This window comes from Halobacillus salinus (assembly GCF_004684905.1).
Lineage (GTDB): Bacteria > Bacillota > Bacilli > Bacillales > Halobacillaceae > Halobacillus > Halobacillus salinus.
Genome location: NZ_SRJC01000002.1, coordinates 110,501 through 137,341, shown reverse-complemented (window position 1 = coordinate 137,341; position 26,841 = coordinate 110,501). Strand labels below are relative to the sequence as shown.

Genomic DNA, 26,841 nt, shown 5'->3' with positions numbered 1-26,841 from the left:
TTGAATAAAGATCAGATTGATTTAAGGGATTTCTTAGAAGCCATAAAGAAAAACATTTTGTACATCTTCTTGGGAACATTGATCGCTACATTTCTGAGCGCGTTTATTACTTACTCCTATATGAAGCCTGTCTATGAAGCGGAAGCGTTGCTGATTGTTCATGAAATACCGAAGAAGGATCAAAAACTGGAGACATCGGACATCGATGCCCAGCTCAAGTTGATCCCTACCTATAAAGAAATGATGGAAAGTCCGATGGTGATGGATGCTGCTGGTTCGGAAGCAGGGATGACTGGTGGGGAATTGAAGAAACACATCTACATCAGTGCAGACCCGTCGAACCAAATACTGTCTATCAGGGCAGAATCAAATGACCCGAGAAACGCCGCTTTTCTTGCAAACTTAGTTGCCTACACGGCAAAAGAGGAAATTCAATCCTTTTTGACGATCAGCAACATCTCCACGCTTAGTCGCGCGGAGGCGAGTGAGGAACCTATTCGTCCGAAACCATTCTTGAATATCGGCATAGCTTTCATTCTCTCCCTGTTTTCAGGCTGTCTAGTAGTTTGTATGAGTCGTTTCTTCTTTGCAAAATTCAGAAGCTCCAATGAAATTCAGTCTGCTTTGAAAGTGCCTATATTAGGAAGAGGATTGAAAGTAAACACGAAGCCATATACGCTGTACCGATCGAAGCACGACTTGGATGAGTCGTGGGACACCCATCCACTTTACCGTAAACTCGTGGCTCGATGGGCGAACACTTCCAAACCGAAAGAAGGCTATCGCAAGCTGAAAACCAATCTAGTCCTCCTGAATAAAACGAAGGAAGCACGAGCTATAGTTATTACGGGCTCAACTCGCAAAGATGGTTCAACGCTGACTAGCGGTAACTTGGCTGTTTCACTTGCTCAATCCGGTAAGAGAACCGTGTACGTCGATGCGAACCTCTATACACCAGCCGGACACTTAATGTTTAACAGCAGTAATCGAGTGGGATTATCGTCTTACTTAGCTGGGGACAGCAATCTCGATCGGATCACGCAGTCTACTTTTCACTCCAATTTAGATATTTTGACGATCGGGAGAGATATAGCGGAACGTGCCGATTATTTTACACTCTCTCAAGTTACAGCCTTGATACAAGATCTTAAGAGGAAATACGAGTATGTCATCATTGATTGTGCTCCTACTGAAATATCAGCAGACACCAACTTGTTCGCTAACCAGGCAGACGGTTGTGTGTATGTCGTCAACTATAAGGAAGGGAAGTTGAGTCAAACGTTATCCTCTTTCAACCAGTTGAAGGAATCGGGAGCAACTATTCTTGGCACTTTCGTCAACTGGTATAAGCCATAGAAGGGGGGAGAGTGTATGAGTCCTATACGTGATCTAGCTGAGCAACAAAGTATTTTCCTGTATAACCGCAACTTCTACCTTCCTATTCTATCTTTCTACTTTCTACTCTCTCCCTTCTATTTTTTTGACAGTGGGTTACCGCAGCTATCGGATTTAACACTCATGACCATGTTTGTTTTCCTGATCTTCTCTAGACCTCTTACTGTCTACCGCTCCTACAATTTACTCGTATTTACTGGAATTTGCTTTGTCAGTTACATCATCATCGTCAATTCGTTCTGGGCGTTTTGGTTGTCGGACTTCACAGTTCTCTATGCCTCGCTGTTCTACATGTTTAATATCATGACGGTGATTTTGTTTTTGTTGTTATATGAAAAGCTCGGGCCACTTCTTTTCAAAGTCGTGTATGTCTCCATTACGACATCGGTCATTCTACAATTTGGACTCTCTTTCTTCTTTTCGAGTGGGTCGTACCGGGAGAGTCTGTTCTACAATAACCCGAACCAATTGGGCTATGCGAATCTCGTAAGCTTAGCCATCATACTGATTACGTATCAGTCAGTAAAGAGGGGCAGGATTTGGTTTTTCGTGGCTGTGACAGGGTGTCTTGTACTGATCGCAGCTTCTCTTTCTAAGGCTGCAACGATCAGTGGTGCGGTCATGTTCGTCACGTGGCTCCTGCTCTCCAAGCATTGGTCTGTGAAAATCAATACGATGCTCATCGCTGTTGTATTTGCGTTCTTATTTGTAACGGTGCCGTCTTTTCAAGAGTCGTTTAAAGAAAATGAACGGGTCACAAAGCTAGAAACCCGTCTGAATGATATCGGGCAGGCTAATGATGACAACCCTGCCAACCGTGGATATGACCGGATCATCAATGATTCCGAGTATCTTGTTTTCGGAGCGGGAGAGGGCGCATATACGAGGTTTGACACCAAACTTTCCGGTTATGAGATCCATTCCACATTCGGAAACCTCTTATTCAGTTATGGCGTTATAGGGATGGTTCTGTTTATAGCTTTAATAGTGCTCAGTGTCTATAGGAGACCTCTTGCTATGAGTAGTCCGCTATTCTTCATTCTGCTCTATGGTATCGCGCATAACGGGATTCGAAATACTATCTTCTGGATTTTTTTATCTCTATTGTTTTTGAGCCGTATCTACGTAAAAGAAGGTAAGGAAGGCGATGATCATGCAAACGTCCACTAAGAAGTTTTTCCGTGACGCCTTTCTTTATATGGCAGCAACTATGATGACCCCGGCTCTAGGGGTCATTCTTATTCCTGTATTTACAAACCAGCTTACACCAGCTGAATACGGCATTATGACGACGGTTCATGCTCTCGTAGGGTTTTTACAGCTTTTCATGGTGTTGTCTTTGCATGGAGCGATCACGCGTCTATACTACGATTTCTCTAAAAAAGAGCAGCAAAAGGCGTACTTAGGAAGTATCTTGCTGTTCGTGACAGGATTTGCGGTGGTCGTGTCTTTGCTATTGTTATTGTCTCAAAAATGGATTGCGCCGTTGTTGTTCAAATCGATTCCGCATGAACCTTATTACGCTTATCTAATCGTTTTGTCTTTCTTGATGGCTTGGCAGTCGATCCCTGCAACCATCTTGAGAATAAAGGAAAGAGCGAGGACTTATTTCGTTATCTACAGTGTGAAGAGTGTGTTGGTACTCTTGCTTACGTTGGTTTTCTTGTATTGGGGAGGGTTGGGAGCTGCTAGTTACTTGTTAGCAATGGGGATAGCAGGAGCCGTCACGTTAATACTGTTCCTCTGGAGTATCCGAAAAGATGTGAGCTTTAGCTTCTCTAAGCCATTCGTCAGCATGAGTCTTGCCTTCAGTCTTCCACTCCTTCCACATGTACTGAGCAATTGGGTCATTACAACATCGGACCGTGTGCTGTTAGAAAAGTTCATATCTCTGGATACGATTGGGGTCTATGCCTTGGCGGTTCAAATGGCTATGGTCGTCCGTATGGTGTTCATGAGTGTGAACAGTGCGTTCGTGCCAAAGTACAATCAATTATCCGCCTCATCCAATCATCGCGAAGCAAGTCGATTATTGCGTATTTTCTTGTATCTGATCTTAGCTGGGGGATTGGTCGGCTGGGGAGGAGGTTATCTGTTTCTGGAGTTGGTGGGGGCGTCTGGATACCAGGAGGCTACTCGGTTTGTGGGGGTCCTGATAGGGGCAGAAGTCATCTTCGGGTTGAACTATCTCCTGATTGCTAAACTATCCTTCATGAAGAAGACAGGGAAACTCTCAATCTCAAGTTCAGCCGCAGCAGTTATTAATGTACTGATCAATTTATCTTTAATTCCGGTAATCGGCGTTTGGGGAGCGGTGGTGTCGACGTATTTGGCAGAGATTGCTCGCACCATGCTGAACGTAATTTGGACGAAACGATTGCATCATAGGAGAGGATTCGATTGAAAAAAGAAAAAGTTTGTTTTGTCGTCAGTTCGAACTATCAGATTATGATCTCGTACTTTATTCAACAATACGCAGAATTCGATTGCGGTGTCATCTCCTACTCGATCAATGAACAAGTCAATGGAATAGCAGAAGCAGTTTTTGATGATTGCTTGGTATTGCCGCGACTTAAGAAAGATTGGAAAAGCTTAATGTGGCGGAACCGGAAAGTCTTCCAAAAGGCAGCAGAATTTGTACGGGAGAAGCAACCCGATAAAGTGATCGTCTTCAAAGATAATGATTATATCAACGCTTCTATCATAGAAGAAAGTGTGGAGATCGGCTCGAAAGTCATGATGATACAAGAAGGACTTGGTGTCTACACCCACCATCGAGTGAATCGATGGAAGAAATGGATCCGGAGGGGGTTGCGTTTATTCGGATACCCGAAGCTTTACAGTGAACAGCAAGCCATGAATCCCAATGTTGAATGGATAGCCATCAACGATCAAGAACAGTTCCCCTCTTATAAAAAAGAAGGAAGAGAGATTGTCGACCTTCCTCATGCTCTACCTGACCATGAGCACATTCAAAAACTTGCCCGACAAATAGGTGTCAGCATCCCATATAGGGAGTCCTCTAACCCATGTCTGCTTTTTCTAGGCCAGCCACTTTCTGAAATAAACCTTGTGGAAGAAGGGGAGGAACGTACTTATTTGAGCAAAGTGTTCGAATGCATTAGAGCATCGGGTTACGACCTTTATATCAAACCGCACCCTAGTGAACAACGAAGTAAATATGAATCTACACATGAGGCGACCTTGCTTGGAGAATCGATTCCAGCCGAACTGCTGCCTGCCTTCATCCCAATTTCTATGATTGTGACTTCTTCTTCCTCCGCAGCAGATAACATCGCCCTTGCCCATCAAATTCCTGCCCTTTATCTTCACCATCTAACGATCAAAGAGCCATTAGATTATGAGAAGAAAATGAATGGTTCCTTCATCAACTCTTACGAGGCTTTAGAAGAACGGCTCGTCAGGCATCGCTCTGGTCAACGGACCGTAAAACAACAGCTGACTCGTCAGAAGAGTTCCTTTAGAGATTTTGCAGAGTCGATCATGCGCTATTAGAACTGCCTATTTTTGTTCGGATGACCTGATTCAAACGTTTGTCCGTGTCAGAATCTACCTCTCTGAATACTACTATTATAACCCTTTACGGTTATAGATGTTATTCAGAAAGGAGACCGAGATGTGAGTACGTTTGAAAACAATCTGATATCCCCGGATACGTCCATTCGGGATACGCTGCAAATAATAGATTCCACAAGTTACCACGTGGCGTTCGTCATCGATTCTCAGCAGAATTTGCTTGGGACGGTGACAGACGGGGATGTACGAAGAGGTATGCTCAGAGGGAAGACGTTGAGCGATGAGGTTGCGACGGTGATGAACAAGGCACCAGTGACAGGTCATGAACAAATGACGAAGGCGGAAGCACAGCACGTGATGAAGCAACATGAGATCAAGCACCTTCCCATTCTCAATAGCGAAGGGAAGATGGTTGATCTTGTCGTTAAGGGAGAGAAGAAACACGTTAAGCGGAGTAATTGGGTCATGATCATGGCAGGAGGGCTTGGCACGCGCCTGCATCCTCTTACAGACAATTGTCCGAAACCCTTACTGAAAGTAGGGGATAAGCCTTTACTAGAAACGATTATTTTAAACCTCATGGATTGCGGGTTCCATAAATTCTATCTATCTGTGAATTACAAAGCAGACATGATTGAATCGTATTTCGGAGATGGATCGAAATGGGGCGTAACAATTGAATATGTAAGGGAAAATAAGAGACTCGGAACAGCTGGAGCATTGAGCTTACTCCCAGAAAAGCCAGAAGAACCCGTTATTGTCATGAATGGAGACATCCTGACCAAAATGGATGCAGAGAAACTGCTCGATTACCATGATAAGAATCAGGCAGCTGTCACGATGTGTGTAAGGGAATATGATGTCCAGATCCCGTACGGTGTGTGCAGGATTGAAAAGAATCGTTTGAAGAGCATCGAAGAGAAACCACGGGAGCGCCACTTCATCAGTGCAGGGATCAACGTCTTGAGTCCAGAAGTGCTGAATTTTATTCCGGATGATCAATTCTTCGATATGCCGACACTTTGTGAGGATCTTCTCGCTGATCAGAAGCGAATCGTTATTTTTCCTATCAGGGAATATTGGCTGGATATTGGACGTATAGCTGATTATGAACGGGCGAATGTCGAGTACTTTGAGGTGTTCGGCAATGATTGATGGGAAGAAGGTTCTTGGAATCATCCCTGCCAGGGGTGGGTCGAAGGGAGTTCCTAGAAAGAACATACGCCCTATCGCTGGCAAGCCACTGATCGCTTGGACGATTGAAGCGGCAAAGAACTCCGTATATATTGACCGGCTTATCGTTTCCACAGAGGATTTGGAAACAGTGAGAGTCGCCCAAGAGTGGGGCGCGGAGGTGCCGTTTGTACGCCCGCGTGAATTGGCTCAAGACGACACTCCTGGTGCGGCTCCTGCCCTTCATGCGCTGTCGGTCTTATCTGATTATGAGTATGTCGTTCTCTTGCAGCCTACGTCACCTTTGAGAACTGCTGAGGATATTGACGGATGTATCGCCGCTTGTATAGAGGCGGATGCTCCTTCCTGTTTAACAGTAGTAGAAGCAGATCAACACCCACAGTGGATGTATGGAATCAATGACTCCTCTTACCTTACAAGTCTGACCCCTGATAAAGAGCGGGTGATAAGACGTCAAGACCTTCCTAAAGTCTATGCTGTGAACGGTGCCGTTTATATAGCGGAAGCCGGTTGGCTAAGACAAACGAAGGATTTCTTTAAAGAAGGGCACACTCTCGCTCACATTATGGAGCCTGACCGATCGTGGGATATTGATACGCCATTAGATTTCTCGATATGTGATTTTCTATTAAGAAGGAAAAGAAATTAAAGGGAGGTCGTGGCCCTAGTCAGATGGGAAAGAGAAGGAGGTATCGATGTTGGGAAATCAACCTAGCAACCGAAAAAAAGTGTGTGTTCAAGGCTTAGGCTTTGTAGGATCTGCAATGGCTATTGCAATTGCGAATGCATCGAGTGATAAAGGAGAACGGCTTTACGATGTCACCGGGGTCGACTTGCCGACAGTAGAGGGGAACCGCCGAGTTGCCGCGATTTCTAAAGGGGAGCTTCCTTTTGCGAATAGTGACGACTTATTGAAGGATGCGCTTAAGAAAGCTTTTCAAGCTGGTAATATATCTGCCACGACGAACCCAGACGTTTATAAAGAAGCAGATGTCATTATAGTCGATATCAACTTGGATATTGACTATCAACCAGGTGGTCCCACTGTACCGCTGGACGGTTTTAAAAACGCGGTTCGGACCGTTGGGGACCTAGTGAAACCGGGAGCACTTGTCATAGTGGAAACGACCGTACCACCGGGGACGTGTGAGAAAGTTGTCGTTCCTGTTCTTGATGAGGCATTGGCAGAGCGCGGACTACCAAAAGGATGCGTTCATGTAGCTCACTCTTATGAGCGCGTGATGCCGGGGAAAGATTATTTAGCTTCGATTATCCACTACTGGCGTGTCTACGCCGGGGTAAACGAAGAAGCTGGCAACCATTGTGAGGAGTTCTTGTCCACCATCATCAATACAAAGGATTATCCTATGACGCGCTTACATTCCACAACAGCCTCGGAAACATCCAAGGTGCTGGAAAATAGTTACCGGGCAGCGACGATTGCATTCATGGAAGAATGGGGTCGTTTTGCGGAGGCCGTGGGTATTGACCTCTTCCAAGTAATCAACGCGATACGTGTAAGGCCAACCCACTCGAACATGAGGCAGCCAGGTTTCGGAGTAGGTGGTTACTGTCTTACCAAGGATCCGTTGTTTGCACAGATTGCAGCTAAAGAATATTTCGGTCTCTCGGACGTGGATTTTGCTTTTTGCAAGAGAGCGGTTGAAGTCAATAAAGAGATGCCACTGGTCAGTGTCGGAAAATTAAATGACTATTTTCAAGGGGATTTGAAGGGCAAAAAAATTGCCCTGTTCGGGGTCAGCTATCGTCAGGATGTCGGTGATACGAGATATTCCCCGTCAGAAACATTCGTGAAGGCTTTACAGCAGAAGGGGGCAAGAGTCGACTGCCACGATCCATTAGTCGATTACTGGCACGATTTGAACCGTCCGATCGAACAAGAGTTACATGCAGACCGGTACGATGCGGCCGTGTTTGCCGTCGGTCATAAAGAGTATAAAGAGATGAACGTACGACAGTGGCTTGGGGAACATACCCTTCTTATCCTGGATGCGAATGACGTATTGACGGACCAACAGAGGAGCGAATTCCGAGCTGAGGGGTGCCATGTCGTCAGTATCGGTAGGGGAGAGTTGTTATGAAAAAGGTATTAATAACAGGAGGGGCCGGGTTTATCGGCAGTCATCTCGGCACTTATTTTGCAGATAAAGGGTATCAGGTGGAGCTAGTGGATAATTGGGCCAGAGGAGTAGAAGACGATTTCATCAAGAGGCTTATTCAAAAGCCGAATGTGACGGTGAAGACAGTCGATTTACTAGAACCGGGAGCAGTGGAGAAGCTGAGCCGCGATTATCATTATATCTTTCACTTTGCAGCCATTCTAGGAGTATCGAAAGTGCTCAACCAACCATATCAAGTGCTTCAGAACAATTTGCTCATGCTGTTTCATATGATTTCGTTCGCTAAAGAACAATCGCAGCTTGAGCGTTTTGTTTTTGCATCGACAAGTGAAGTGTATGCAGGGACATTAGCTCATTTCAAGCTGCCGATCCCGACGCCAGAGACAACACCGATTGCCTTAACGGATCTCTCTCATCCACGCACTTCTTATATGCTGTCCAAACTTTACGGCGAAGCATTGATCCAACAATCGGAACTTCCGTTTACGATCATCCGTCCACATAATATTTACGGTCCACGAATGGGGCTTTCACACGTGATCCCGGAACTTTTGAAGAAAGCGCATGAAAGTCAAGGTGAGCTGGAGGTCTTTTCGGTCGATCATAAGCGTACCTTCTGCTATATCGATGATGCGGTGCGTCTCGTGTATGGAGTGACGACCAATAAAGCGGGAGAGAATGAGGTGTTTAATATTGGTACACAGGACCCGGAGATCACCATCGGAGACTTAGCGAAGCAAATCATTAATACCGTTCAAAAAGACTTGAAGGTGATTGCTAAGCCTCCTACGGCTGGTTCGCCGGCAAGAAGGTGTCCAAATATTGAAAAGGCAGTGAAAGCGGCCGGAGAGTCCCCGAGCGTCTCTTTATCAGAAGGAATAAAGCGTACCTACGAATGGTATAAACACCACGTGTTCTCTGGAAAAGGACCATCCGCGATATGAAACGTAATATCTGTGTAGTTACTGGGACGCGTGCAGAATACGGGTTGCTCTACTGGTTGATGAAGCAGTTGAACGACCATGATCAGTTTCAACTTCAAGTGATCGCAACTGGGATGCATCTATCTCCTGAGTTCGGTCTGACTTATCAAGGGATAGAAGAGGACGGCTTTCTTATCGATGAAAAGATAGAGATGCTGCTTTCTAGCGACACACCTAGAGGCATTGCGAAGTCAATCGGACTTGGGACGATTGGTTTTGGTGATGCCTTTGCTCGTTTACAGCCCGATCTTGTTGTAGTTCTAGGAGACAGGTTTGAACTGCTGGCAGCTGCTCAGGCGGCATTGGTAGCTCGGATTCCCATTGCTCACTTGTGTGGGGGAGATACGACAGAGGGAGCATATGACGAGTCGATTCGACACTGCTTAACGAAGATGTCTCATCTTCATTTCGTAACGACGGAAGCATCTCGGAAGCGTGTTTTACAAATGGGAGAGAACCCCGATCATGTCTTCAAAGTCGGCTATCCAGGACTTGATTATATTAGAAAAATGAAGCTGTTAACCAAGCGGGAATTGGAGGGGGAGTTAGGGTTTCAGTTTCGGTATCAGAACCTTCTCATTACATTCCATCCAGTCACATTGGAGGCTGCCATGGCGGAGAAGCAATGTAGAGAGTTGCTGGAAGCCCTAGCCTCATTAGATGAAGAATACGGGTTGCTTTTCACCATGCCGAATGCAGACAACGAAGGAAGAGGGGTCATTCAGCAAATTCAGGACTTCGTCTCCAAAAGGGAGAATGCCGTTGCTTACACGTCACTCGGTCAGAAGCGTTATTTGAGCGCAATGAAGTATGTGGATCTCGTCGTTGGGAACTCCTCAAGTGGACTGTCGGAAGCGCCGTCATTCAAGATTGCCACGATCAATATCGGTGAACGGCAGAAAGGGCGCTTACAAGCAGAATCAGTTTTGAACTGTGCGCCTATAAAGGACCAAATTCTTTCTTCTATTAAGGAAGGGCTGAAGAAAGATTGTTCGCAGGTCATCAACCCTTACGGGGACGGTTACAGTACGGATCGAATCATTCATCACCTTGAAGCGTTCCCTTCCTTCAAGGGACTATTGAAAAAACATTTTTTTGAGAGGTGAGGCAAGGTGACGAATTCCTCGGTTTTTATTATTGCAGAAGCGGGTGTGAACCATAATGGGTCCATAAAATATGCCTTCGAGTTGATTGATGCTGCAGTGGAGGCGGGAGCGGACGCGGTGAAATTCCAATCTTTCCGGGCAGATGCATCCGTTAGGAAAACAGCACAAAAGGCGAATTATCAAAAAGGGCTGACGGACGAAGAGGAAACACACTATGAAATGTCCAAGCGGCTTGAGTTATCTGAGTCCGATCATCAACAAATTGCGGAATACTGCTTGAAGCAGAACATTATGTTTTTATCTTCCCCATTTGATTTGGAAAGTGCACGGATGTTGAGAGAACGTTTTAAAATGAATGCCTTCAAGATTCCGTCTGGTGAGCTGACGAACGCTCCTTTGCTATATGAGATAAGCATGAACCATGCACCTGTCATATTATCGACAGGAATGAGTAGTTTACAGGATATCGAAGAGGCGCTAGGGGTTCTTGCTTATGGATATCTCGGAGGGGAAGCTCCATCCAAGGAAGCTTTCCAGAAAGCTTTCTCATCACTCGAAGGACAGAAGTGGCTGAAACAGAAAGTCGCGCTGTTGCACTGTGTTTCGGAGTACCCGACATCACCGAAAGATGTTCATTTGAAGGTGATGGACCTTTTACGAGGAGAGTTCGGATTGAGAGTGGGCTTTTCGGATCATACGCTCGGTATAGCGGTTCCGATTGCAGCAGCAGCAAGGGGCGCATCCATCATCGAAAAGCATTTCACACTGGATAAACAGATGGAAGGGCCGGACCATAAAGCTTCTTTGTCTCCAGTTGAACTTCGGGAAATGGTCGAGGGGATACGAACGGTGGAAGCGGCAATAGGGTATCCGGATAAAACAATATCAGACGAGGAGAAGTCGAATCGAACCGTTGTACGTAAAAGTGTTGTGGCGACAAGGGACATTCGGGCTGGCGAACCATTTACTTCTGACAACATCGGCTGTATGCGCCCTGGTAATGGAGTGTCGCCCTACCGTTATTGGGACTTCATCGGAAAACGTGCTTCCAGGGCTTATCTGGCAGAAGAAGAGTTGGATGATCAAGTGGGTGATGCGAAGTGAAAGCTCATGGACTTATGTTTCATCATTTTCACAATGACGAGCATCAGCCGGGCCAAGGCTCTATTTCAGCGGCTACTTTCGAAGACATGTTGCACTATGTTGGAATCGACCGCTTTCTATCAGCGGAGGAGTGGTACAGACGGGCGCTGGAAGGAAAGCTGAGTCCCGACGATCGTTGTATTACATTCGACGATAATCTCAAATGCCAGTTTGATGTAGCGTATCCTGTTTTGAGGAAGTACAATTTAACGGCATTCTGGTTCGTCTATACGTCTCCGTTTCAAGGGAGTCTGGAGAAGATCGAAGTGTATCGCCATTTCCGTATTTCAGAATTTCCTTCTATTGAATCGTTCTACCAGTGCTTTTATCAAGCGGTAGCACAGTCGCCGTATGAAAAGATTGTAGAGACAGCCTTGAAAACATTCGACCCGGACACTTACTTGGTAGAGTTTCCTTTTTACACGAAGGAAGATAAAGTCTTCCGCTATGTGCGCGACCGGGTGCTTGGTGCAGAAAAGTATTATAACGTGATGGACCAGATGATTCGGGACGCAGGGGTAGACATTCAGAAGTTAAGAGGCAAGCTTTGGATGGAAGTCGATCATTTAAAACAACTGGATAAAGAAGGACACATCATCGGATTACATTCTCATTCCCATCCGACGTATTTGGGCAGGTTGCCGTTGAAGGAACAGAAGGAAGAGTATGAAACGAATGCGTCTGTATTGGAAAACCTCTTAGGGAAAAAGCCGACCACCGTTTCCCACCCTTGTAATTCTTATAGCGGAGATACGTTGAAGATATTGAAAGGCCTTGGTGTTGAAATGGGATTCCGCGCAAATATGTTTGGTGCTTTGGCGAGCCCTTATGAATATCCGAGGGAAGATCATGCGAACCTTTTGAAAGAAATGGAGGGGTAGGGTGAAGATAACAGTCTTTACAAGTAATCAGCCCAGGCATGTAACGTTGATCAAGCGCTTGGCTGATATTGCAGATGAAGTGTACGCCGTGCAAGAATGCCATTCTGCTTTTCCGGGGAAAGAGAAAGGCTTTTATAAAAAGAGTGATACGATGCAGGAGTATTTCTCCCATGTGTTGAACGCGGAGGAAGAGGTGTTCGGTGGTTTATCATTCACTCCCGAAAACGTACGGACGCTTGCTTTGAAGGCGGGAGAATTAAGTTTAGTAGACCTGACTTCCCTGAACGAAGCGTTACAATCTGACTACTTTATCGTGTTCGGTGCAAGTTACATTAAAGGGGCGCTTTGTGATTGGCTAGTCTCACGGGGCGCAATCAATATTCACATGGGAATCTCCCCTTATTACCGTGGGAATTCTTGTAACTTCTGGGCCATCCATGACGGTCGTCCGGATCTTGTAGGAGCGACCATTCATCGTCTCGGCAAGGGGCTTGATTCAGGCGAGATGCTGTTTCACGCTTTGCCTCCGGTTGGGGTGACGGATCCTTTCAAGCTTGGGATGGAAGCAGTGAACAGTGCGCAGAAGTCACTTGTCCACACGATTGATACAGGGAAAATCCATCAGTTCCACCCAGTGAAGCAAGATTCAACTTTAGAAATGCGCTATACTCGCAATCAAGATTTCACAGACCAAGTCGCCCGCTCTTATCTAGACAATCTTCCTTCGAAGAAAGATATTCTAGATAGTGTAAAAAACAGAGACACCACCCTTTTCACCAAACCTATCATTATGTAAGGGGTTCTGTTACATGTATAGAGAACAGCTGGTTGGAAAATACCTCGCTTTCCGCGGCGGACGCTGAGCTACCTCCGGCTACGCCTTCGGGAATCTCACCGTGGTCCGTAAATCCCGCAGGAGTCTCGGCATTTTCCAACCAGCTGCACGAGAAGTAGCAGGAACGAAACCAATCAATGTACCGGTATTTCTTTATGCAAGTACGCTTTCTCTCTTAATCTCTAACTGAATAACAGTAGGAAAAAGCGAAGTATGTTGCCGGAGCGATGCACGAACTTACTATTGTATAAACAAAACCCGAACCAATGGTTCGGGTTTTGTAGCGTTTGAATCCTCTATTTCTTTTATTAGTACCTATATCCCGGGAAGAAGTGTTGTTGTTGGGATGTTTTATTTTTGGTCAGTTGACGGTACAAATCCTGATCAAGGACATGCTTCGCAATCTTGAAGTCGAAATGGTTTCCATTCGTAAAAGAAGATTTGAAGCGGAACAGTCCATCATTTCCCCCTGTACCACCCCCTAGATGTAGGAGAGAGTGTCCTTGTTTTTGGCAGTACTGAACCATTTCATCAAATAGTAGGTTATTAGCACGTAGCGGAAGGAATTCGCTGCTCGATGCCCCTAGATGATAGTGCGCCCACTGTTTGCCGAGTAAGACAATAGCGCCTGCAATCGTCTTACCCTCGTGTCTAGCAATGAGAAGTTTTGGTTCATATAAGATGGATTCTTTCATCTGTTCTTCATAGTAGACATCTGGAAAATAAAATGAAGTATCTGCCTCGTTTCGAGTCATCGTTTCTTCATATAGATGTTGGAAATCTTTCAAGTATCGTAAGTCTTCGTCGACAATCACCTGAACCCCTTTTCGCTTCGCTTTATTGATGTTGCGCTTGTTCGAGCTGGAATAGCCCTGCCGGATTTCTTCGTAGCTTGATGTGAGGTCGACAGCTGTTGTTTGCTGTACGTTTTCAAGTTCCATGATCTCTGAAAGTTCTTTTGCCGGGGTTAGAAGTGGGTGGCATTTGATTTTCTCTGTGATGATCCCTTGCTCCTTCGCCAGTTGATTAATGTGAGAGTAGAAGTCTTTCAATAGAGAAAGATCCCCCTCTACAACAGGTCCTCCATACCCGTAAGGCGTTACGATATCGAAGAATTCCAAATAAGGACATTTAATGAAAGGATAGAAAATACGTGTTCCGTTCTTTTCAAAGTACACGGCTTCCGCTGTTCCTTGATCTTTGGCCGCCATGAGTTTTACATAAACGGGGTCGTAGTACGCATCTAAATGTTCAAATAGCTGGACAAAGGGCTTCCAGTCATCGTTCTGCTTCAAGTGAATAAACTTCGCCATATTCATGTCATCTCCTTTCCGTTCCAGTCGGATATCGAAGCCTTCATGTGTACACTTTCGCTTACTAGGGAAGGACTCTTTTTCCAATCAGGGTGAGAATGAATGAGGGCCAGTTCTCTAGTCGGGTCTATGTGATGAAGTGCGGAAACCAAAACAGGGTCTAGCACAGATTCTTGATAGGAAGTACGGAAAAGTCGATCACCTAATAATAGAACGCCATATTCGTTGGTTGGCGTAAGAACCGTAAGTCTACCAAAACCGTAGCTTTCCACGCCTGCTATCGCGTCCGGAAGATGACGTATGACATACGTATTCGTACTGGTGGGCTGAGGGAGCTGTTGTTTTGTCCAGTAACGATGCTGGACAGTCTCGAAACCTAGTTTTTCGTACCATTGGTGCGCCTTGCTATTCCAAGCAAAGACGTCTAAAGAAATGGTGCTCACCTTTAACGAGCGGGCGATCTTCATGCCGTAATCCATTAGAGCTGTACCGACCTTCATTCCGCGGGCAGCCGGGGCGATGTAAATGTTGTTCAGATGAAGGTTTTCATGCCCATGAGTCCACTCTGCAAAGCCTACTAGTGCTCCATCATCTGTGGCACCGATGAAAATGCGTTCGTTATGCGGGTGACTTACAGATAACAGCCTTCTTAAAAAAAGAGGGAACCCCTTATAAGGATAAGGGGTGAGGGTTAATAGGTCCTTTCTCATGCCGTTCTTCAGGATCTGTACAATCGATTCGCTGTGACTCTCATCCAGGATGTGGACCTCCATAAGTGGTCTCCTTTCCTAATAGTGTTTAGGGTCGAAGGGGGTATAGTTTGGAATGAACCGCGCTATCGTCTCTTTATACGTATGCGCCGGAACGTCTTGGTTTGAGTGGACAAGTTCATTTAGATCCTCGATTGTCTTCTTCCAAATTTTTTCATCGAAGGATTTTAACTTCGCTTGATAAATCAGGGAGTGTTTTGTGGAGCTCGTGCCTTCTTCGGCATGCATCATTTCTTCGAAAAGCTTTTCTCCGGGACGTATGCCGGTGAACTCGATCTTGATATCTACGTCAGGCTCTAGACCTGAAAGTCGAATCAGATCCGAGGCAAGGTCCACGATTTTCATCTGCTCTCCCATATCCAAAAGAAAGATCTCTCCGCCTTCTGTGTAAGAGCCTGCTTGCAGTACTAATTGAACGCCTTCTGGAATCGTCATGAAATAACGGATCATATCCGGGTGGGTGACGGTAACAGGACCTCCGGCTGCGATTTGTTCTTTGAACAGGAGTACAACACTCCCTCGAGACCCCAGGACATTCCCGAACCGGACAGCGGAGAACTTTGTTTCACTATGCTGGTTATAGTGTTGAATGATAGTTTCAGCAAGTCTTTTCGTCGCTCCCATTACACTGGTCGGGTTTACAGCCTTGTCTGTCGAGATGAGGATGAACCGTTCGGTACTATATTTATGAGCTAAAGCAGCCATGTTCTGTGTCCCGAAGATATTATTTTTGATGGACTCTTCCGGTTGTTTTTCCATAAGAGGAACGTGCTTGTGGGCAGCTGCATGGAAGACAACATCGGGGCGGTATTTCTTGAAGACACGTTCGATACTCCACTCGTCCTGAACATCGGCGATGATGCTGGTAACGGATTGGGTAGGGGCGGACTTCTTAAGTTCGTTCTCAATCATATAGATACTGTTTTCCCCTCTGCCTAATATTAATAGTTGTCTTGGGGAGAATTGGGTCACTTGTCTGCAAAGCTCTGATCCGATAGATCCGCCGGCGCCAGTAATGAGCACCACTTTATCTCTCATATAGTCGGAAATCGGTTTAAGATCCAGTTGGATTGGTTCACGGCCAAGTAAGTCCTCTACTTGAACATCGCGGATCATATTGATGGAAATCCGGCCTTCGATGATATCCACTAATTTAGGGACCGTTTTCACTTCTACATTCATCTTTCTACATTTCTCCACGATGTCTTTGATCGTCTGTCTGGACGCTGAAGGAATGGCGATCACAACAGTCTTTATTTGAAGCTGCTCGATCAAGTAGGATAGGTCTTCAACACCTCCGAACACTTTCAAGCCGTCCAGCCTTTTAAATTGTTTGTTTTCATTGTCATCGATAAAGCCGACCGGATTCAAAGTGGAGTGAGGGGAAAAGCGTAACTCATTGGCGACGATCGCTCCGGCACTTCCTGCTCCGATAATTAGGGCATTCTTTCTTTTCCAGCGATATCTCTGGTAGGCAGGTGGTCTGTAGTTTTTCTTTACGATGTTCGCAAACCATGACACGAACAGCGCAATAGAAAGAAAAATGGGAAAGGATGGACCTGTCAGGAAACTGGTCTCAATGGATAGGGCGTATAGTAAACCTAGATAGGAAACGAACGCTGCTAGGCTGACATACAGGTAATGAAGGGCGTCTTCCTTCATTCGAAATGCAATTCCACAAAGTCCGACTAACGATGCGAAATAGAATGTGGAGTTGTATTCTCCCATACTTAATGACCAATCTTCCCTGAATACAAGCAGGCTTGCCGTTGCAGCAAAGAAAGCGATCCATAAAGCACGATTTATAGTAGGTAACGTTGTCATTTGAACACCTCCTTTATTTAGAATTTGTTGTTGGAAGGTTCTTAATATCATATTATCTGGAAATAGAAATGTCGCGATATAGAGGGAAGATGGGCAATCTCGAGGAAAAATAATGAAACAACCTATACGAAGTGTAAAGAAGCGCCTAAGCCCCTGGTCCTATTTCAAAATATAGCCCTGGCTCATTACGACAAATTATGATCCTCGGTAAGATAGAGATAAGAAATCAGCAAGGAGGGAAAATCATTGAAAAAATTTCTGTTGTTTATTGCAGGTCTCGTAGCACTGACCGTTTTACTTGCAAACCTTGGCCCGATGATCTTGCTTGGTGTAAGCGTCTGGTTGTTGTATGTCGTGTTCAAGCAGTTCATGAAAACTGACTCAACGGCTGGGAAGATCGGTTGGGTTGTGCTTGGGCTCATCATTCTGAGTGTTGCGGTATCGAATATTTACGCCGTACTAGGCCTAGCAGCCGCTTATGGCTTGTACCTCATTTATAAGAGTTGGACAAGCAAGAAAGAGTCCGTCGTAGTCGAGTCAGATGATCCGTTCACAAATTTTGAAAGACAGTGGGCAGATTTACACAAATAATAAAAGGGAGCGATTTACACATGGCTAATCTATTCACTCGTTTAAAAGATTCTATCTCATCCGATTTGCATGAAGTACTGGATCACAAGGAACAGAAGAATCCCATTGCAATGCTGAACCAGTATCTTCGCGAAAGTGAAAAAGAAACAGAGAAAGTAAGAAAACTTGTCGAACGTCAATACCGTTTGAAAGACGAATTCTCCAGGGAATATCAGAGAGCGCAGGACATGGCGGAGAAGCGGAAGCGTCAGGCTGATATCGCCAAACGTGCCGGTGAGGACTCCATGTACGAATTCGCTTATCAAGAACAACAAGAATACGAAGCGAGGGCTGAGCGCCTGCAGGCTTCCAGAAGAGACGCTATCGAGCAGCTGGAAACATTAGAACGCAAGTATGAAGAGATGAAACATAAGCTGAAGGATATGCACTTGAAGCGCATGGAAGTAATGGGGCGTGAAAACATTGCTCGTGCCCATCACCGGATGAACCAGGTGATCGAAGACACAGCGGACAAGCCGTACTCCCGATTCCAAGAAATCGATCGTTACATCGAGGACTTAGAGTATAAGGTCAACAGCGCTTATTACCGTAATACATTTGACAGTAAGATCGCCAAGCTTGAGAAAGAAAGCAAAGAGCAAGAGGACGTTACGGTGAACTAAAGAACATGGTATGATAAAAGGCGCAGTGGACTGCGCCTTTTACTTACTTTCCGAGAGGAGGATGACCGGTATGTTTAAACGGATTTCAACAGACACCATCAACACTATTTTAATCATAGGGGTGATCCTCCTTATTGTAGAAGTCGTTTTCTTCGAAGGAGGTCTCGTCTTTTCTTTGATCTTCTTCGGATTCATGCTCTATGTAGGGTGGAAAAAGTATCGCAAAACGTGGGGGAAGATTTTCTTTTGGCTCGGACTTATTGTGCTTGTTTTCACCGTGCTCAGCATGATTGCTGTCCGGTTTCTAATTGTTGCGATTATCTTCTTGTTCGTTCGGGATTATTACAGAACAAAGAAGACTCCGGAGCGCATAACGCCTGAAATTATCGACCAGGAAATTCCGGATCATACAGAGCCAATCTTGAAGCAGAAACTGTTCGGAAACGAGTCTACCCCTAATTCTTACGTGTGGCAGGACATCAACATCCATGGTGGGTTCGGAGACAGAGTGATCGACTTGAGTCAGACTGTGTTGCCGAAAGATGAGGCAGTCATCTCCATCCGTCACCTTGTCGGAAACCTCGTCATTTACGTGCCTTATGACGTCGAAGTATCAATACTTCACAGCTCCGTATTCGGAAGATCAGCTATTTTCCAATATCAGAAATCAAAGGTCTTGAATCAGGTCGTGTCTTATCAAACGCCTGGTTACAGCAGTCAGCGTCCTCGTGTGAAAATCGTCACCTCGCTGCTTTCTGGTAATTTAGAGGTGAAACGAATATGAGTGCCTGGCAGAGACAAACAATTGTTGGAGTCCTCACGTTTCTAGGGTTCACCTGTGTTCTCTTAGGGTTCACATTCATCGCTTTTCCTTTGGATGAATGGTCTGACTTATGGACGCATACAGTGCTCGATCTTCCTTATGTATTCCTTGTATTGACGTTCTCCATTTCAATTGGGATCCTGGTTGGATTAACACAAGGGTGGATTTGGAAGCGTACACTCCAAGCGGTCGAGTATCAGCTTGGAGAAATAGGGAAAGGGAACCCTGTCGTCTATGGTCAATCAGAAGTCAGCGAAATGAATGAAATCGAAGCAAGGATGAAACAGATTGAAGAGAAGTTTGAACAGCAGACAGCACTCGCTCAAAAAGTAGCGACGGAGAGGGCAGAAGACAGAGAGAAGAGCTTGCAAGAGGTCGTCGTTCAAGAGCGAAACCGGCTTGCAAGAGAACTGCATGACTCCGTCAGCCAGCAGTTATTCGCAGCCTCGATGATGATGTCAGCGATTAACGATTCCGAAGCCCCAGCTGACCCTGCTATGAAGAAGCAGCTGGATATGGTGGAGAAGATGATCCACCAATCGCAACTGGAAATGCGGGCGTTATTGTTGCATTTGCGTCCTGTAGCATTGAAGGATAAGGCATTATCAGAAGGGATAGAAGAACTTCTCTATGAATTGACCCAAAAGGTTCCGATGGAAGTGGATTGGTCGATTGAAGAGGTGGCCCTTGAGAAAGGACTCGAAGATCAATTATTCCGTATCCTTCAAGAGTCTGTATCCAACACCTTACGTCACGCGAAGGCGGAAGCTTTGAGCGTTTCCCTGATGGAGCGGGAACAGAACATCATTTTGCGAGTGATTGATGATGGGATAGGGTTCGATGTAGAGGAAGCGAAATCAAGCTCTTACGGACTTCAGAATATGCAGGAAAGGGCGAGTGAAGTCGGAGGTTCGCTGAAAATCGTCAGCTTGAAAAACCAAGGCACGCGTCTTGAAGTGAAAGTTCCTTATCGGAAGAAGGAGGAGACATACTCGTGATCAAAGTATTATTCGCCGATGACCATGAGATGGTACGGATCGGAGTTTCGGCTTATTTATCAGCTCAACGAGACATTGAAGTAATTGCAGAAGCGGATGATGGGACAGAAGCCGTAGACCTTGCGCTTGAGCATAGACCTGACATCATCTTAATGGATTTAGTGATGAAAGAGATGGATGGAATTGAAGCGACTCAGAAAATCGTCGAACAGTGGCCGGATGCGAAAATCATTATCGTCACAAGTTTCCTGGACGATGAAAAAGTCTATCCTGCGCTGGAAGCAGGCGCAACCAGTTATATGCTGAAGACATCGAAGGCAGAAGAAATTGCCAAGGCCATTCGAGCTACATACGAAGGCCAGTCCATTTTAGAGCCGGAAGTAACCGGTAAAATCATGACCAAAATGCGAAATTCAGGTGATATACCATTGCATGAACAGCTGACAAATCGTGAAATGGAGATCCTGCTGCTAATGACAGAAGGGAAGACGAATCAAGATATTTCTGATGAGCTCTATATTGCGCTGAAGACAGTGAAGGTACACGTCAGTAACATCCTTGGTAAATTACAAGTCCAGGACCGGACCCAGGCTGTCATTTATGCATTCAAGCATGACCTTGTCTAACCCCTCCCGAACGAAGGTGAGGGGTTTTTTTCTACAGGAGAATGAAAAAAAGCAAGGCGGATATCAGGATGAGGTAAAAAGCCAACAGTTTGAAATAAATGCGGTTCATTCATTATCCTCCTTTATGTTCACCCTATGTAAAGAACGAGTAAAAGATACATGGGATAGAACAGGAAGAGACCGGAGAACAGAGAACTTTGATACACTGAGGTTAGAAACAGTGTGCTTGTTTTTCAGTGTTTTCGGGAATAACAGTAGTAAAGAGGTGAGGCTTTTGAAATGGAATAACCGCTTAGCGAAGAAAGACAGTTGGTCTGGTGAAATATCGAATAAGGATGCGAAGCAGAGAGTGGCAGATGAAGTCAGTCGTTTCGTAAAGAACGGTGACACGATCGGAGTCGGATCAGGATCCACTTCCTTTCTTGCCCTCCAGTCTATTGCGGAGCGGGTGAAACAGGAGAACCTCGAGGTCCTGGCGATCCCGACGTCCCTAGAGGCCATGATGAACTGCTCCAAACTAGGGCTGAAGACAACAACGTTATCAGCAGCTAGACCTGACTGGGGATTTGATGGGGCGGATGAAGTGGACGGGCAGAACCGGCTGATCAAAGGGAGAGGTGGCGCATTATTTGCCGAAAAGCTTGTCATGGCAAGCTCACCTAAGACGTATATTCTAGTAGACGAAAGTAAATTTGTCGAAAGACTCGGTGAGAAGTTCGCCGTCCCGATAGAAGTGGATCCTCGAGCGGTTCATTTGGTGGAGACGAGCCTTGAGCGTTACGCTGCAAGAGAAGTGACCATGAGGATGGCTCAGTCTAAAGATGGCCCACTTATCACGGAAGCAGGAAATATTCTCTTAGATGTCCGGTTTGACCATATAGAAGACGGGATGGAAAAAGAACTCAGCTCCATTCCAGGTGTCATTGAGACAGGCTTATTTATTGGGTATTCCGTGGAAATCTTAACGGTCTGAGCCCATTTTGCTTATATTCATTGGTACTTTTTAATACTTTTTCTATAATAGTAGTAAATCCTTCATTCAAAGGAGAATCGTTATGGGACTGCCAGAGAGGATTACTTATCAAGACGAACGTTATCCGCTACTTGCCCTTGCGCCGATTGGGAAGAAGAATAAACAGATCAGATCGATCGGACACAAGTTTGAGCGAGGGTTACTGTCTAGACTCAATGATACGATTATGGACCACATCTATGATAACGAATGGGATGTAACAAAAATACGCGCTTATTTGAACTTGACAGGTGAAGCGGTACTACCCGTTTCCTTGCAAAAAGACGAAACGGTATATCCTCATTTACTACGCCCAGAACTGTTTCTATGGAGGTCGCTCCCTGCAGAACATGGACTACCTCTGAAAGAAGAGTTCCTTTATCATAAAGACTTTACGCACTTATCAGCAGAACAATTGTATAGACATATCGGCCATGTGCTGGAGGACTACATGTTCTTAGCTGATGTAAGCAAGCATACTCGAGAACATTGGCTGAAAAGAATCGCTGATGCTTTCCACAACGATCCGCTGATCCGGTTGATTCATGAGAAGCGGGAAGTGATTGAGTCGGTGGAGACGATGAATCAATCAGCTTTACTGTCTGTATTAAAATATCCGGAAGACATTTCGTATTGGAGACATCGTGTCGAAATCGTCATGCGACCTTACCGTGCGATGCCGGAAGACTGGCTCGATGGCGAGAAGGGAAGTTGCTCTCATGAAAAGGAGCTTCACTTCGATTCACACCATCGTACGATATGTTGCAGCTGTGAAATCTGTGATTTCCACCTGTACTATCACGTCGATCATCATTGCGTCAGCTTTGAAGAAGACTTCGATGTGGAGCGTGCAGAGAAACGGATGAATACGATCGAGAAGCAGTTCAACGAAATCGCCGAACAAAACACTCGATTACTGGACCAGCTGGACCAACTCCGAGCATTGAGGAAGAAATTAGCTGCAGCAGCTAACACTCTCGATGAGAGTTTAGATACCGTTCAATTGATCGAGCGATACCAACAACAGCGAATAGACTTGCAAGAATATCCTGTTTTAGATATGTACAACAAAATAAAGCACATTACCATTCCGGCTCGCAAAGCATCCCATCTATTATGGTTATCGGATGTTGAGCTAGAAGATGTCACGATTTTCAAAGAACTTCCGAAATGGTTGGAGGTTCTCCCTAATCAAGTATATCCGCTGACCCATCATGTCTTAGATGAGCTGCAGGAGAAGCTTGAAGAGGTTCGGTACGGCGAAGAGGATATCATCTTAACCGTCAAAGGGCACTCGCTCACTTATGCGAAAACCCAGCAAATTCTCGATTTGATCCACTATTATGGAACCGATTATCCGGCCCATACGCTTACCCAAGTGTTGTCTGGCAAAGCGACTAATAAATTGAGAACGTTGAAATTGCATGAAACGCGCTGGTTCGGATTGCTATCCGATTGGCCGGAGAAACATGTACAGAAGCTTTTCAACCAGTTGGAGAAACAAGGATGGTTGATGAAGCAGCAAAAAGGATACTCCGTCAGCGATTATGCAGAAGAAGTCATGTGAAGAGTGGACTGGAAAAGATAACTCTATTGTTAGAAACCCCGAACAAATCGTTCGGGGTTTCTTTATGTTACGTGCATGGACCGCTTCGGCAACATACTTCGCTTTCCGCGGGCACGGCCTCAGCCTCCTCAGAAAGCAAAAACCACTTTCTTCCGGGGTCTTCACCTCGTGCTATTCCTGCAGGAGTCTACGTATGTTGCCTCCGCTTAATAAAGTGGGTTGTACTTGATTGTTTCGTTTAGTGGAAGATAAAGTTTTGTCCCAACCTCTTTCCTAATGCAAATAGTCCATGCACAGCTCCAACATACTTCGTTTCCGAAGGCTGCCAAATAGTGACTGGGAGAGGTTCCTATGAAAGCACGGCTAGGACACCAACATTACTAGATAGCTTTCTTATGAGTAGGAGAGGTGTGTGAACATTTTTCTAAAAGCATAGACACACCCATAATGCAACCGTTTTCTTGTGTTATAATTCTTGTAAACAGCAAAGGAGAGGGGAATCGGAATGCAGTCGATTTATCATCAAGCACTCGGTAGTGAGTTTCATCGCTTACATCCAGAAATGCAGAAGAAGTACGGATTGACAAGCAAACAAAACTTAATGGCACTTGGCCAAGGTCGAATGACTGAAATCAGAGGAATGAATCCGCTCCTAAGACCGTTCCTTCAAGCCGGGGTAATCGATCATCTTATCTTTGGCGAGCGGGGGAAGAATGTCCCGTTTACGTTAGAGAACTTCGCTTACCAAGATGACCAAGGACGCGAAACGGTTAGCTGGATTCGCCGCTTTTTCTTTCCCTATGCGATAAGAGGCTTTGACGCATCGATGCGTTACGATGAAGAAAAGGGAACAATTGTAGATGACATAGGCAAATCCGGAGCCCTGCAAGTGGAGTTGGATTTGCATGTGACGAATGAAGGTGGTCTGTTTATGAAGTCTAAGGGGATGACTTATCAAGGTAAGGTACAATTGCCAGGTCCCCACACTTCTGTTTATGAACATTACGATGAGGAAAAAGAAGAGTTTCACGTCCATGTTCACGTAGAACACCCTGTTTTCGGAACCGTCTTAATGTATGAAGGAACGTTTTACACGGAGTTCTTACCTATGACCTACAGTAACATTCCAGAACGCGGCATCTTAGTATAAGGAGCGTATTAGAAATGAACCCAAAAGATTCAAAAGAAAATGAGAAGGTCCATACAGACTTCAAAGAAAAAATGACGTACGGAGAGTACCTGCAGCTTGGCGATCTCCTTTCAAGCCAGACGCGTCTCTCCTCCCACCATGATGAAATGTTGTTCATCATCATCCACCAAGTAAGTGAACTGTGGATGAAGCTGATTCTGCATGAACTACGTGCTGCCATCGATAATATTCGAAAAGGCGATATTCAAGAGGCTTTCAAAATGCTTGCGCGCGTATCGAATATCCAAAATCAAATCATACAAGCTTGGGACGTGCTATCCACATTAACTCCGGCGGAATACATCGAGTTCAGAGACTCGCTTGGACAAGCATCTGGGTTCCAATCGTATCAGTATCGTATGGTAGAGTTCGCACTCGGATATAAGACGCCTCACGTATTGAAGATCTATGAGAAAGACCCTGCATTACATAAAGAATTGAAAGAAGCATTCGAAGCGCCGAGTATTTATGATGCAGCAATAGAGAAGCTTGCGGAAGCAGGTTTTGCCATCAACCCGGATGTTCTAGCTCGTGAGTACACGGAAATCTATCATGCTGATCCATCAGTAGAAGCTGCCTGGAGCAAAGTGTATAAAAATGTCGATCAGTATTGGGATTTATACCAGCTCGCTGAAAAGCTTGTGGATATCGAGGATCACTTGCAGCAGTGGCGATTCCGTCATATGAAGACAGTGGAGCGGATTATTGGCCACAAGAAAGGTACAGGTGGCTCATCTGGAGTGGGGTACTTGAAGAAAGTGTTGGACCATCGCTTTTTCCCAGAATTATGGGACGTTCGTACTTCATTATAATTTGAATATACTGAATATAACGAATCAATTAAAACAATATTACATTTGTGTTACAATAGATCTCAGACGACTAGTGCTAAAAAAAGAGGTATAAATTAATGAAACAACCTTTGATCTATATTGTAACACTGACGTTGATGTTCCTAACCGCTTGCTCCTTTATAGCGAATGCAAGCAGCTCTGATCAAAAGCGTGACACTTTGCAACCAGAATATGAGATTGATATGGCGACAGATATTACAGAATTTCAAGCCTATCACATGACGATTCATTACCCACAGACACCAAACAATCAAATCGATCAAACGATTATAGACTATAAAAATGAAAAAAAAGCAGAATTCAAACAAAAAAGTTATCAAGCTTCCAGAAATCAGGATGCAGAAAAAGTCCATGAACTGCATATTGATTTTGACATCTTACACCAGGATGAATATTTCTTTGTCGTTCGTTTCACTGAAACGATGGATACTGGTGATGGGGATCCCATTACAACAGAGACAATTATGAACTTCGGCAAAGAACAGGGAGCGAGACTTGAAATCAAGGATTTCTTCAAGAACGAACAGTCTGAATGGATAGATGAGCTTAAAGGAAAACAAGTGGCATGGAATGGACAAGGGTTCACCGTATATCAAGACGGTGACGAGCGTGTCATAGGCGAGAAGGCAATGAAGCAGGAATTGAAAGACGAGTATGCTGAGCTGACAGAGCAAACACAAGAGCCATCTAATCAGACTAATATGGAGAAGCCAGAATCACTGGAAAGCTTCTCAAGTAATGCTTCTGCCAAAAGGACAATGGAGGAGAAGGATGGCAAGAAGCGGGTAGCCCTGACATTTGAGAATGGGCCACACCCTAAAGTCACTCCTGACCTTTTGAATGTCCTTGAGAAGCATCAAGTAGAAGCGACCTTTTTCATGTTAGGGAAAAGAGTCCAATACTATCCGGAAGTGGCACAAGCCGTTTCTCAAGCTGGACATGAAATCGGAAATCATACGTGGGATCACCCTCGTATGTCCAGGTTGACTTCTGACGAAATTGATCGCCAAATTGCGGCTACCCAAAAAGTGATCGGAGAAGCTGTCGGATATAAGCCTTCTCTGATCCGTCTCCCATTTGGTGAGCAGATCACCTACAATCAAGAGCTGCAATCGGTCGGCTACTCTGTAGGTGTAGAAGACGAGAAGAATAAACAAGCATTCGAAATCGCTCAAACAGTCCTTTCTGAGGTGGAAGATGGATCGGTCATCGTGTTAAGTGATCTTCATCCTTCCGTGATTAAAGCGACAGACCTCATTATAGAGAGCTTAAATGAGCAAGGTTATGAATTCGTAACGGTAAGTGAAATGAGTAAATAGAAAAAAAGCCTGTGACTAAACGTCACAGGCTTTTTTAGGCTTCCTCGCTCGCTTTGGGATCCCAGGCTAGCAAGGTTG

General features: G+C 45.2%; 25 protein-coding genes. 22 read left to right on the top strand and 3 right to left on the bottom strand.

Annotated elements, in window-relative coordinates; all coding sequences use genetic code 11:
- The 12 genes from E4663_RS11285 (at position 1) to E4663_RS11230 (ending at position 13,176) form a co-directional block, all read left to right on the top strand.
- Positions 1-1,356, top strand: a complete 1,356-nt coding sequence (locus E4663_RS11285; protein WP_158290484.1) for a tyrosine-protein kinase domain-containing protein — start codon at positions 1-3, stop codon at positions 1,354-1,356.
- Between the two features lie 15 nt (positions 1,357-1,371).
- Positions 1,372-2,565 carry an O-antigen ligase family protein gene (locus E4663_RS11280; protein WP_135327695.1) on the top strand — a complete coding sequence of 398 codons (1,194 nt, stop codon included), beginning with the start codon at positions 1,372-1,374 and terminating at the stop codon, positions 2,563-2,565.
- A complete protein-coding gene (locus tag E4663_RS11275) occupies positions 2,543-3,799 on the top strand; it encodes a lipopolysaccharide biosynthesis protein (protein WP_135327694.1) in 1,257 nt (418 codons plus the stop codon). Before E4663_RS11280 ends, E4663_RS11275 begins: the two co-directional genes overlap by 23 nt.
- Positions 3,796-4,911 (top strand): polysialyltransferase family glycosyltransferase, encoded by a 1,116-nt coding sequence (locus E4663_RS11270; RefSeq protein WP_135327693.1) that lies wholly within the window; start codon positions 3,796-3,798, stop codon positions 4,909-4,911. Before E4663_RS11275 ends, E4663_RS11270 begins: the two co-directional genes overlap by 4 nt.
- A gap of 123 nt (positions 4,912-5,034) precedes the next feature.
- Positions 5,035-6,087: a nucleotidyltransferase family protein gene (locus E4663_RS11265; RefSeq protein ID WP_135327692.1), complete on the top strand. Its 1,053-nt coding sequence runs from the start codon at positions 5,035-5,037 to the stop codon at positions 6,085-6,087.
- Positions 6,080-6,775, top strand: a complete 696-nt coding sequence (locus tag E4663_RS11260) for an acylneuraminate cytidylyltransferase family protein (RefSeq protein WP_135327691.1) — start codon at positions 6,080-6,082, stop codon at positions 6,773-6,775. Before E4663_RS11265 ends, E4663_RS11260 begins: the two co-directional genes overlap by 8 nt.
- 49 nt (positions 6,776-6,824) lie before the next feature.
- Entirely contained in the window at positions 6,825-8,228 is a 1,404-nt protein-coding gene (locus tag E4663_RS11255; RefSeq protein WP_206663487.1) for a nucleotide sugar dehydrogenase, read from the top strand.
- The gene (locus E4663_RS11250) at positions 8,225-9,211 is read left to right on the top strand and encodes an NAD-dependent epimerase/dehydratase family protein (protein ID WP_079477807.1); all 987 of its coding nucleotides are present in this window, start codon (positions 8,225-8,227) and stop codon (positions 9,209-9,211) included. The genes E4663_RS11255 and E4663_RS11250 overlap by 4 nt, the downstream gene beginning before the upstream one ends.
- Positions 9,208-10,356, top strand: coding sequence for a UDP-N-acetylglucosamine 2-epimerase (gene neuC, locus E4663_RS11245; RefSeq protein WP_135327689.1), 1,149 nt, complete (start codon positions 9,208-9,210; stop codon positions 10,354-10,356). Before E4663_RS11250 ends, neuC begins: the two co-directional genes overlap by 4 nt.
- Before the next feature lie 6 nt (positions 10,357-10,362).
- On the top strand, positions 10,363-11,460 hold the full coding sequence (gene neuB / locus E4663_RS11240; protein WP_135327688.1) for an N-acetylneuraminate synthase: 1,098 nt from the start codon (positions 10,363-10,365) through the stop codon (positions 11,458-11,460).
- 14 nt (positions 11,461-11,474) lie between these two features.
- On the top strand, positions 11,475-12,380 hold the full coding sequence (locus E4663_RS11235; protein ID WP_206663486.1) for a polysaccharide deacetylase family protein: 906 nt from the start codon (positions 11,475-11,477) through the stop codon (positions 12,378-12,380).
- A gap of 1 nt (position 12,381) precedes the next feature.
- Positions 12,382-13,176: a formyltransferase family protein gene (locus tag E4663_RS11230; RefSeq protein WP_135327686.1), complete on the top strand. Its 795-nt coding sequence runs from the start codon at positions 12,382-12,384 to the stop codon at positions 13,174-13,176.
- Positions 13,177-13,523: 347 nt separating this feature from the next.
- On the opposite strand, the gene E4663_RS11225 is transcribed toward E4663_RS11230, so the two are convergent.
- Genes E4663_RS11225 through E4663_RS11215 form a run of 3 tightly spaced genes read right to left on the bottom strand, consistent with a single transcriptional unit; the run spans position 13,524 to position 17,122 of the window.
- Positions 13,524-14,528, bottom strand: coding sequence for a lipid II:glycine glycyltransferase FemX (locus tag E4663_RS11225; RefSeq protein WP_158290483.1), 1,005 nt, complete (start codon positions 14,526-14,528; stop codon positions 13,524-13,526).
- A gap of 2 nt (positions 14,529-14,530) precedes the next feature.
- The gene (locus E4663_RS11220) at positions 14,531-15,301 is read right to left on the bottom strand and encodes a GNAT family N-acetyltransferase (protein ID WP_135327684.1); all 771 of its coding nucleotides are present in this window, start codon (positions 15,299-15,301) and stop codon (positions 14,531-14,533) included.
- Positions 15,302-15,316: 15 nt separating this feature from the next.
- Positions 15,317-17,122, bottom strand: a complete 1,806-nt coding sequence (locus E4663_RS11215) for a polysaccharide biosynthesis protein (RefSeq protein ID WP_135327683.1) — start codon at positions 17,120-17,122, stop codon at positions 15,317-15,319.
- A gap of 246 nt (positions 17,123-17,368) precedes the next feature.
- Here E4663_RS11215 and E4663_RS11210 point away from each other — a divergent pair, with 246 nt between their 5' ends.
- The 10 genes from E4663_RS11210 (at position 17,369) to E4663_RS11165 (ending at position 26,763) form a co-directional block, all read left to right on the top strand.
- The gene (locus E4663_RS11210) at positions 17,369-17,713 is read left to right on the top strand and encodes a lmo0954 family membrane protein (protein WP_079477815.1); all 345 of its coding nucleotides are present in this window, start codon (positions 17,369-17,371) and stop codon (positions 17,711-17,713) included.
- Between the two features lie 20 nt (positions 17,714-17,733).
- Entirely contained in the window at positions 17,734-18,375 is a 642-nt protein-coding gene (locus E4663_RS11205) for a PspA/IM30 family protein (RefSeq protein WP_079477816.1), read from the top strand.
- A gap of 70 nt (positions 18,376-18,445) precedes the next feature.
- The gene (gene liaF / locus E4663_RS11200; protein ID WP_079477817.1) at positions 18,446-19,159 is read left to right on the top strand and encodes a cell wall-active antibiotics response protein LiaF; all 714 of its coding nucleotides are present in this window, start codon (positions 18,446-18,448) and stop codon (positions 19,157-19,159) included.
- Positions 19,156-20,196 (top strand): sensor histidine kinase, encoded by a 1,041-nt coding sequence (locus E4663_RS11195; RefSeq protein WP_135327682.1) that lies wholly within the window; start codon positions 19,156-19,158, stop codon positions 20,194-20,196. Before liaF ends, E4663_RS11195 begins: the two co-directional genes overlap by 4 nt.
- Positions 20,193-20,822, top strand: coding sequence for a response regulator transcription factor (locus E4663_RS11190; protein WP_135327681.1), 630 nt, complete (start codon positions 20,193-20,195; stop codon positions 20,820-20,822). Before E4663_RS11195 ends, E4663_RS11190 begins: the two co-directional genes overlap by 4 nt.
- Positions 20,823-21,087: 265 nt before the next feature.
- Positions 21,088-21,795 carry a ribose 5-phosphate isomerase A gene (gene rpiA / locus E4663_RS11185; RefSeq protein ID WP_241657179.1) on the top strand — a complete coding sequence of 236 codons (708 nt, stop codon included), beginning with the start codon at positions 21,088-21,090 and terminating at the stop codon, positions 21,793-21,795.
- 82 nt (positions 21,796-21,877) lie between these two features.
- Positions 21,878-23,401 carry an RQC-minor-2 family DNA-binding protein gene (locus E4663_RS11180; protein WP_135327679.1) on the top strand — a complete coding sequence of 508 codons (1,524 nt, stop codon included), beginning with the start codon at positions 21,878-21,880 and terminating at the stop codon, positions 23,399-23,401.
- A 505-nt stretch (positions 23,402-23,906) separates the two neighbouring features.
- The gene (locus E4663_RS11175; protein ID WP_135327678.1) at positions 23,907-24,551 is read left to right on the top strand and encodes a DUF4166 domain-containing protein; all 645 of its coding nucleotides are present in this window, start codon (positions 23,907-23,909) and stop codon (positions 24,549-24,551) included.
- A 14-nt stretch (positions 24,552-24,565) separates the two neighbouring features.
- Positions 24,566-25,402 carry a tryptophan 2,3-dioxygenase gene (gene kynA, locus E4663_RS11170; RefSeq protein WP_079477822.1) on the top strand — a complete coding sequence of 279 codons (837 nt, stop codon included), beginning with the start codon at positions 24,566-24,568 and terminating at the stop codon, positions 25,400-25,402.
- 98 nt (positions 25,403-25,500) lie between these two features.
- Positions 25,501-26,763, top strand: coding sequence for a polysaccharide deacetylase family protein (locus E4663_RS11165; RefSeq protein ID WP_135327677.1), 1,263 nt, complete (start codon positions 25,501-25,503; stop codon positions 26,761-26,763).
- Positions 26,764-26,841 lie beyond the last annotated feature (78 nt).

Bases quoted from the DNA above. Each gene is read 5' to 3' on its own strand.
- E4663_RS11180 (WP_135327679.1), top strand. From the start codon at position 21,878: ATGGGACTGCCAGAGAGGATTACTTATCAAGACGAACGTTATCCGCTA.
- E4663_RS11175 (WP_135327678.1), top strand. From the start codon at position 23,907: ATGCAGTCGATTTATCATCAAGCACTCGGTAGTGAGTTTCATCGCTTA.
- E4663_RS11260 (WP_135327691.1), top strand. From the start codon at position 6,080: ATGATTGATGGGAAGAAGGTTCTTGGAATCATCCCTGCCAGGGGTGGG.
- E4663_RS11205 (WP_079477816.1), top strand. From the start codon at position 17,734: ATGGCTAATCTATTCACTCGTTTAAAAGATTCTATCTCATCCGATTTG.
- E4663_RS11250 (WP_079477807.1), top strand. From the start codon at position 8,225: ATGAAAAAGGTATTAATAACAGGAGGGGCCGGGTTTATCGGCAGTCAT.
- E4663_RS11275 (WP_135327694.1), top strand. From the start codon at position 2,543: ATGATCATGCAAACGTCCACTAAGAAGTTTTTCCGTGACGCCTTTCTT.
- neuC (WP_135327689.1), top strand. From the start codon at position 9,208: ATGAAACGTAATATCTGTGTAGTTACTGGGACGCGTGCAGAATACGGG.
- E4663_RS11165 (WP_135327677.1), top strand. From the start codon at position 25,501: ATGAAACAACCTTTGATCTATATTGTAACACTGACGTTGATGTTCCTA.
- E4663_RS11235 (WP_206663486.1), top strand. From the start codon at position 11,475: ATGTTTCATCATTTTCACAATGACGAGCATCAGCCGGGCCAAGGCTCT.
- E4663_RS11215 (WP_135327683.1), bottom strand. From the start codon at position 17,122: ATGACAACGTTACCTACTATAAATCGTGCTTTATGGATCGCTTTCTTT.
- E4663_RS11195 (WP_135327682.1), top strand. From the start codon at position 19,156: ATGAGTGCCTGGCAGAGACAAACAATTGTTGGAGTCCTCACGTTTCTA.
- E4663_RS11220 (WP_135327684.1), bottom strand. From the start codon at position 15,301: ATGGAGGTCCACATCCTGGATGAGAGTCACAGCGAATCGATTGTACAG.
- kynA (WP_079477822.1), top strand. From the start codon at position 24,566: ATGAACCCAAAAGATTCAAAAGAAAATGAGAAGGTCCATACAGACTTC.
- E4663_RS11225 (WP_158290483.1), bottom strand. From the start codon at position 14,528: ATGGCGAAGTTTATTCACTTGAAGCAGAACGATGACTGGAAGCCCTTT.
- E4663_RS11280 (WP_135327695.1), top strand. From the start codon at position 1,372: ATGAGTCCTATACGTGATCTAGCTGAGCAACAAAGTATTTTCCTGTAT.
- liaF (WP_079477817.1), top strand. From the start codon at position 18,446: ATGTTTAAACGGATTTCAACAGACACCATCAACACTATTTTAATCATA.